Annotated in this window: 5 protein-coding genes; all 5 read left to right on the top strand. The window is 41.9% G+C overall.

The window, feature by feature from the left end:
• Positions 1–126 precede the first annotated feature (126 nt).
• Positions 127–366, top strand: coding sequence for a S4 domain-containing protein YaaA (yaaA, locus tag NRI27_RS11375; protein ID WP_317945328.1), 240 nt, complete (start codon positions 127–129; stop codon positions 364–366).
• Positions 356–1,474 carry a DNA replication/repair protein RecF gene (gene recF / locus NRI27_RS11380; protein ID WP_371390779.1) on the top strand — a complete coding sequence of 373 codons (1,119 nt, stop codon included), beginning with the start codon at positions 356–358 and terminating at the stop codon, positions 1,472–1,474. The genes yaaA and recF overlap by 11 nt, the downstream gene beginning before the upstream one ends.
• Before the next feature lie 93 nt (positions 1,475–1,567).
• Positions 1,568–3,490: a DNA topoisomerase (ATP-hydrolyzing) subunit B gene (gene gyrB / locus NRI27_RS11385; RefSeq protein ID WP_371390789.1), complete on the top strand. Its 1,923-nt coding sequence runs from the start codon at positions 1,568–1,570 to the stop codon at positions 3,488–3,490.
• Between the two features lie 173 nt (positions 3,491–3,663).
• Positions 3,664–6,198 (top strand): DNA gyrase subunit A, encoded by a 2,535-nt coding sequence (gene gyrA / locus NRI27_RS11390; protein WP_371390780.1) that lies wholly within the window; start codon positions 3,664–3,666, stop codon positions 6,196–6,198.
• Positions 6,199–6,600: 402 nt separating this feature from the next.
• Positions 6,601–7,692 carry an HD-GYP domain-containing protein gene (locus NRI27_RS11395; RefSeq protein WP_371390781.1) on the top strand — a complete coding sequence of 364 codons (1,092 nt, stop codon included), beginning with the start codon at positions 6,601–6,603 and terminating at the stop codon, positions 7,690–7,692.
• The last annotated feature ends 310 nt before the right edge of the window (positions 7,693–8,002 follow it).

An 8,002-nucleotide genomic window follows, 5' to 3' on the forward strand; every position in this document is an offset into this window, starting at 1 on the left:
ACATGTTGACAAGTCTAAAAGGTCGAATTTGTCCTGTTTTTTATCCAAATCTGAGCCCCCCTTTTACTTACTGAGCAAAGTTCGGTAAAATAGAAGGACAGACTACGAAGTGAAGGAATGAAACGAATGGAAGAGATTAGAATTGACACATCGTTCATAACGCTTGGCCAGTTGCTAAAAATGACCGACGTCATTAGCTCTGGTGGCATGGCTAAATGGTTTTTGGAAGAACATACTGTTTACTTGAATGGCGAAGAAGAGCGTCGGAGAGGTAAAAAAGTATATGACGGTGATGTTGTAAATATACCAGGATCCGGCAGGTATAAAATTGTATCTACAGTAGACGGTCATTCAGATGTTCATTGAACGACTTGCCTTAACAGATTATCGAAATTATTCTTCTCTAACATTGGATTTTTCCCCTCAAATCAATGTCCTAATCGGTGAAAACGCCCAAGGTAAAACGAATATCATGGAAGCCATCTATGTATTGTCGATGGCAAAGTCGCATCGGACAGCAAATGATCGTGAACTTATACGCTGGGAGCAAGAGTATGGTAAAATAGAAGGGGACGTCCAACGCAAATATGGACGGTTACCGCTAGAATTGACCATTTCTAAAAAAGGCAAGAAAGCTCGCGTCAATCATTTGGAACAAAACCGTCTGAGTCTTTACATCGGTCAATTGAATGTTGTCATGTTTGCACCAGAAGATTTGAATCTTGTAAAAGGCAGTCCGCAAGTCCGTAGAAGGTTTTTAGACATGGAGATCGGCCAAATCTCTCCAGTCTACTTACATGACTTGCTTACGTTTCAAAAGATTCTTAAACAGCGAAATGCCATTTTAAAAGATAACCGCGGTAAAATGGATTTTACGGACGTCATGTTCGATATTTATACAGAACAATATATTCAAATTGCTGTTCAATTGATTCGAAAACGATTCTACTTTGTCGAACTGCTTCAAAAATGGGCAGAACCGATTCACAAAGGGATTTCGCGAGGACTTGAACAGTTAAAAGTGTCATATGGCACTTTAAAAGAGTTGGATTCTGGGCAGACTACTGAACAGATGGAAGAAATATTCAGCCAGAAATTACAGGAATCGAGACGTCGTGAATTGGATCGTGGGATGACTTTGATCGGACCGCATCGAGACGATCTCCATTTTTTTGTGAATGGCTACGATATACAGACGTATGGATCGCAAGGGCAGCAACGAACGACTGCGCTGTCCCTAAAACTTGCGGAAATCGATCTCGTAAAACAGGAAGTCGGCGAAACCCCTGTCCTTCTGTTGGACGATGTCCTATCGGAACTAGACGATTACCGTCAGTCTCATCTGTTGAACACCATGCAAGGTCAAGTGCAGACATTTGTAACGACGACTAACATTGCTGGTTTAGACCACGAAGCGATACGTAACGCTAAACTGTACAACGTTTCAGCAGGACAAGTGGCAAAAGAAGAATGACGTCGGATTCACGAGTTCCAACAGCACGTCTGCACAAATGAATAAAGCTTAACGATGATTGATGTTCGGAAAGGAAAGGTGAACATTTTGGCTATGGAAGAAAAAGAATTACAGACAGCTTATGATGCGAATCAGATACAAGTTCTTGAAGGCTTAGAGGCTGTCCGTAAACGTCCGGGCATGTACATCGGTACAACGAGTTCGCGAGGGCTACACCATCTTGTATGGGAAATTGTCGATAATAGTATTGACGAAGCTTTGGCGGGTTATTGTGACCACATTGAAGTGACAATTGAAAAAGATAACTGGATTCGTGTAGATGATAATGGGCGTGGTATCCCCGTAGGCATCCAAGAATCCACAGGCCGACCGGCTGTTGAAGTAATTATGACGGTTCTTCACGCAGGTGGAAAATTCGGTGGTGGAGGTTACAAAGTTTCAGGAGGCTTGCACGGTGTAGGTGCGTCAGTCGTCAATGCCCTATCTGAATACACAGAAGTGTATGTGCGCCGCGATGAAAAAGTTCATGCCATCTCATTTGAGCGAGGTGTCGTGACGAAAGAGCTTGAAGTGATCGGAGAAACTGACGAGACAGGAACACGTATCCGTTTTAAAGCTGACCCTGAAATCTTTTTGGAGACAACGGTCTATGAATATGAGATTTTAGCCCATCGCTTACGAGAGCTTGCTTATTTGAATAGAGGATTACGCATTTCGATTACGGATGAACGTGAAGAAGAAAAGCGTGTTGACACTTTCCATTACGAAGGCGGCATTAAATCTTACGTTGAGCATTTGAATAAAAACAAAGAACCGATTCATGAAGATCCGATTTTCATAGAAGGTGAAAAAGATGGGATTTCCATTGAAATTGCGATGCAATATAACAGCGGATTTGCAGAAAATCTGTTTTCATTCGCCAATAACATCAATACGTATGAGGGCGGTACACATGAATCAGGCTTTAAGACTGCATTAACGCGCGTCGTGAACGACTATGCAAGGAAAAATGGAATAATAAAAGAATCTGATCCGAACTTGTCGGGTGACGATGTCCGTGAAGGGTTAACTGCTATTATTTCCGTCAAACACCCTGATCCACAATTCGAGGGACAAACGAAGACGAAGTTAGGAAACTCAGAAGTCAGTACGATTACAAATGCTTTATTCTCAGAAGGATTCCAACGTTTCCTACTCGAGAATCCAATTACTGCACGATTAGTCGTCGATAAAAGTCTTATGGCAGCACGTGCACGAATTGCAGCAAAGAATGCGAGAGAATTGACTCGTCGTAAATCCGCTTTGGAAGTTTCAAGTCTACCTGGTAAGTTATCGGATTGTTCATCTCGCGATCCAAAGATTAGTGAGCTGTATATCGTTGAGGGTGACTCGGCGGGCGGTTCAGCAAAGAGTGGTCGTGATCGTCATTTCCAAGCGATCCTGCCGTTACGCGGAAAAATCTTGAACGTAGAGAAAGCCAGATTGGACCGTATTCTTGGAAATGCTGAAATTCGAATGATGATTACAGCACTTGGAACAGGTATTGGCGGCGAATTCGACTTGTCGAAAGCCCGTTACCATAAAATCGTCATTATGACCGATGCGGATGTCGATGGAGCCCATATTCGGACGCTACTGTTGACATTCTTCTTCCGCTTCATGCGTCCATTGATTGAAGCAGGATATGTGTATATTGCTCAACCACCACTTTATCGTGTGAAGCAAGGGAAGCATGAGGAGTACTGCTTCGATGAAGAAGAATTGCAAGCGATTTTAGCGCGTCTGTCTACAACGCCAAAACCGGTTATTACACGTTATAAAGGTCTTGGTGAAATGGATGCCACTCAATTATGGGAAACAACAATGGATCCTGAACAACGTACGCTCCTTCAAGTGCAACTCGAAGATGCATTGGATGCAGATACGACTTTTGAGCAATTGATGGGCGATGAAGTGGAGCCAAGACGTAAGTTCATTGAAGAAAATGCGATGTATGTAAAGAACTTGGATGCGTAATCCGTTTTCATAGAGCAGTAAGGGAAATCATCCAACAAGGTAAACCCCTGTTGGACGATTTTTCGGTAAGAAGTAGAACAAACACGAGCACATGGACCTGCCAACAAACAGGGGCATTGTTCAGTTGACAGGCTGTGCAAGAAAAGCGCCTGAGTTGAAAGGAGTTTGACAAAATGGCAGATATGCCTAAACGCGGTGTCCAAGGAATAAACATCAGTACGGAGATGAAAACATCCTTTCTCGACTATGCAATGAGTGTTATCGTCTCTAGAGCCTTACCTGACGTGAGGGATGGATTGAAACCCGTTCACCGTCGTATCCTCTACGCAATGCAAGATCTAGGAAATACTGCAGACAAACCACATAAGAAATCAGCACGTATCGTGGGTGACGTTATCGGTAAGTATCATCCACATGGTGACAGTGCCGTTTACGACACGATGGTCCGGATGGCTCAAGACTTCAACTATCGTTACATGTTGGTAGATGGCCATGGGAATTTCGGTTCCGTTGATGGTGACGCGGCGGCAGCAATGCGTTATACGGAATCTCGGATGTCTCGCATCGCGATGGAATTGCTTCGTGATATTAATAAAGACACGATTGACTACCAAGACAACTATGACGGACAAGAAAGAGAACCGATTGTGTTACCGAGCCGGTTCCCGAACTTACTCGTTAACGGAACGTCTGGAATTGCTGTCGGAATGGCAACGAATATTCCACCACATCATATTGGAGAAACAATTGATGGTGTATTAGCGATGGCAGATAATCCCGCAATTACGACTGAAGAATTGATGGAAATCATTCCAGGACCGGACTTCCCAACTGGAGGAATCATTCTTGGAAGAAGCGGAATTCGTAGAGCCTATGAAACGGGTCGCGGTTCCATAGTTATCCGTGGGAAGATCGAAATTGAGCAGCAATCAAACGGTAAAGAAACAATCATCGTCACAGAGTTGCCTTATCAGGTGAACAAAGCACGTTTGATCGAAAAAATTGCTGAGTTGGTCCGCGATAAAAAAATCGAAGGCATTACCCATTTAGCGGATGAATCGGATCGTACAGGTATGCGGATTGTTATCGAAGTGCGTAGAGATGCGAATGTCCATGTATTATTGAACAATTTGTACAAACATACGGCTCTCCAATCAAGCTTCGGGATCAATATGCTGGCACTCGTTGAAGGACAGCCGAAAATATTAGCACTAAAAGAAATTTTACATCATTACTTAGAACACCAAAAAGTAGTTATCCGTAGAAGAACGCAATATGAGTTGAACAAAGCAGAAGATCGTGCACACATTTTAGAAGGTTTGCGGATTGCGCTCGATCATATCGATGAAATTATTGCATTAATTCGTGGATCCAAAACTACAGATGAAGCAAAAACCGGTTTGATGGAACGCTTTAACTTGTCAGAACGTCAATCTCAAGCAATTTTGGACATGCGTTTACAACGATTGACTGGTTTGGAACGCGACAAAATCGAAAATGAATACCAAGAGTTATTAGTACTCATTTCCGAATTACGTGCAATTCTTGCAGATGATCAAAAAGTCGTCGATATTATTCGTGAAGAACTTCTAGAAGTGAAACACCGTTTCGCGGATAATCGCAGAACAGAAATCACGATGGGTGGCGCAGAAATGCTCGAGGATGAAGACCTCATTCCTGTAGAGAACTCCGTGTTGACGTTAACGCATAATGGCTACATTAAGCGCCTACCTGCCAATACGTATCGTAGCCAACGTCGTGGCGGTCGTGGTATTCAAGGAATGGGAACAAATGATGATGATTTTGTTGAGCATTTGTTGAATACCTCCACACATGACACGATCCTCTTCTTTACGAGTAGAGGGAGAGTGTTCCGGAAAAAAGGATACGAAGTGCCTGAATTCAGCCGTACGGCAAAAGGACTGCCAATCATTAATCTTCTAGACTTCGATAAGGATGAAAAAGTTACAGCTATGATTCCTGTCGAGAAGTTTGAAGCGGATAAATACTTGTTCTTTGCTACACGTGAAGGTGTTGTGAAAAGAACGTCTGTAGCCGATTTCGCAAATATCCGTTCAAACGGATTAATTGCCTTAACGTTACGCGACCAGGATGAATTGATTGGCGTTAAAATGACAAACGGCGATCAAAACATTGCCATCGGTACAAGAGACGGCATGCTCATCAAGTTTGACGAACGTGATATCCGTTGCATGGGTCGTACTGCAAGTGGTGTGCGTGGTATCCGTTTACGTGAAGGTGACGTGGCGGTAGGCATGGATACGGTTGCAGAAGGTGATGAAATTCTTGTCGTTACGGAAAAAGGTTTTGGAAAGCGTACGCCTGAAGAGGAGTACCGTATCCAGTCCCGTGGAGGATATGGCCTAAAAACCTTGAATGTCACCGATCGAAACGGTCCATTGGTAGCCATGAAAACAGTAGATGGTACAGAAGATCTGATGCTAATTACGATTCACGGTATTCTCATCCGTATGGATATTGAAGACATCTCTTCCATTGGTCGTAGCACACAAGGTGTTCGTCTAATCCGTCTTGGTGAAGATGAACACGTAGCAACTGTAGCGAAAGTGGAAAAAGAGCAAGAAGAGTCTTCTGATAGCGAAGATCATGCAGACACAGAAACTGAGGAACAATCAGTGGAAGTAGAAAGCAGCAGTGAAGTGGAAGAAAGCCACGACGAAGAATAAAAAATATGCTGTGAATGCTTGTCTGTTAACAGACTAAGTAGCATGGTCGATTCAATAAGTATAACCGTGTGAAATCTCCGTAATTTGATTTCACACGGTTTTTTTATTTGATTTGATCATGACGTTGGCAAGTGTAGGAAGTTGAAATTACATAAAACGCACAGTAAAGTGTGAATTACTTTAATGCAGCGGACGATGCCGCAAGGAGTCATTGGGGTATCAAGAAGTGTGTTAGCTGCACATAGGCCTACCGGAAGCTGACAACCGATGAAATGCGATTAAATATGCACATTGGTTAAAAAAGACATCTCCAGATCATTTTCATATTTTTCTATCGTTTAATTTTATAAATTGGAGTATGATAGTTCTTAAGAGATATGGGGAAGCGGTGAGACTTTAGAAATGGAAATACTGAAGAATAGTAGTGACTTACGTGCTGGAATCTTGCTAAAAGAAGATGTCTATTCAAAAACGAAGTATCCAATCATGCGCAAAGATACAGAGTTGACGTTAGAACATATTGAAGTCCTTCGAGTTTTTGGTATAAAGAAAGTGTTAGTGGAAGAACGCGTCACCAAAAAAGAAGACGAATCGCTAGCATCTACAATGTCCACACAAGAATTGATGAACGATCTTCCGATGAGTATGTATGTGCTACGTAAACAATATAACGAAACAGTCCGAGACTATAAAAAAGAATTTTTCTATTGGAGAGCTGGTCAAAAACCTGACATAGTAAAAGTGAGAGCGTTCACCTTACCTTTAATCGAAAATTTTGTTAAGCAAAAAAAGATGTTAGCTTTATTAAATGAGTTTTCTAATCCGGATGAATATATTTATCACCACTCAGTGGCGGTTGGTATTTTGTCAGCAGCGATTAGTAAACAAATGGGGTATGAAAAGGGGGATATGTTGCAACTAGCAATTGCAGCGACACTTGCGGATTGCGGCATGTCTAAAATTAGTCCTTCTATTTTAGAGAAAACAGCCTTCCTTACAAGAGAAGAATATAGCGAAGTGAAGAAACATACATTGTTCAGTTTAAAAATGGTACAAGAATCCCCGCTACTTCGTCAGGAGATGAAAATAGCCATACTTCAACATCACGAACGATTGGATGGCAGCGGTTATCCAAGAGGCGATAAGTTAGGGGCAGTCTCGCTATTCTCTCAAATTATAGCCGTTGCAGACGTATATCACGCAATGACGTCAGAAAGACTTTATCGGCCAAAACATTCTCCTTTTAAAGTAATTGAAATGATAAAAGAAGAAGAGTTTGGCAAGTTTGACCTTAAAGTAGTAGAGGCTCTTCAGAAACTAGTTGGCGATTTATCAATTGGCACACGTGTAAAGTTGACGGATGGTGAGTTAGGTGAAGTGATGTTCCTCCACCGAGATGCACCCCTCCGACCGATGATTAAAAAAGAAGCAGATGGTTCCATTATTGATTTAACAACACATCGGCACTTGGCGATTGCTAAGATTATTGAGTGAACAGATGGAATGGGTTTGAAATCTACTTTCCATTGGTCTGATATGGAGAGTAGGTTTCAAAAGTTGTTGGTAATAAAAAGCGGAGGATAGTGGATAAATGCTTTCTTTTCTAGGTTTTATATAAAACAAGATATTTATTGAAGAAAAGTATTGCACTGATAATGATATAGTGATATAGTAGATAACGTTGCACTTCCGATAAACGAAAACGACTTGAAAACAGGTTGAAAAACTTTTTTGAAAAAGTTGTTGACATCGAAATGAGCAACATGGTATTATATAAAAGTTGCTTCTGAACGAAGCGGCTGAA

The sequence above is a fragment of the Sporosarcina sp. OR05 genome (assembly GCF_041414805.1).
GTDB classification, from domain to species: Bacteria; Bacillota; Bacilli; order Bacillales_A; family Planococcaceae; genus Sporosarcina; species Sporosarcina saromensis.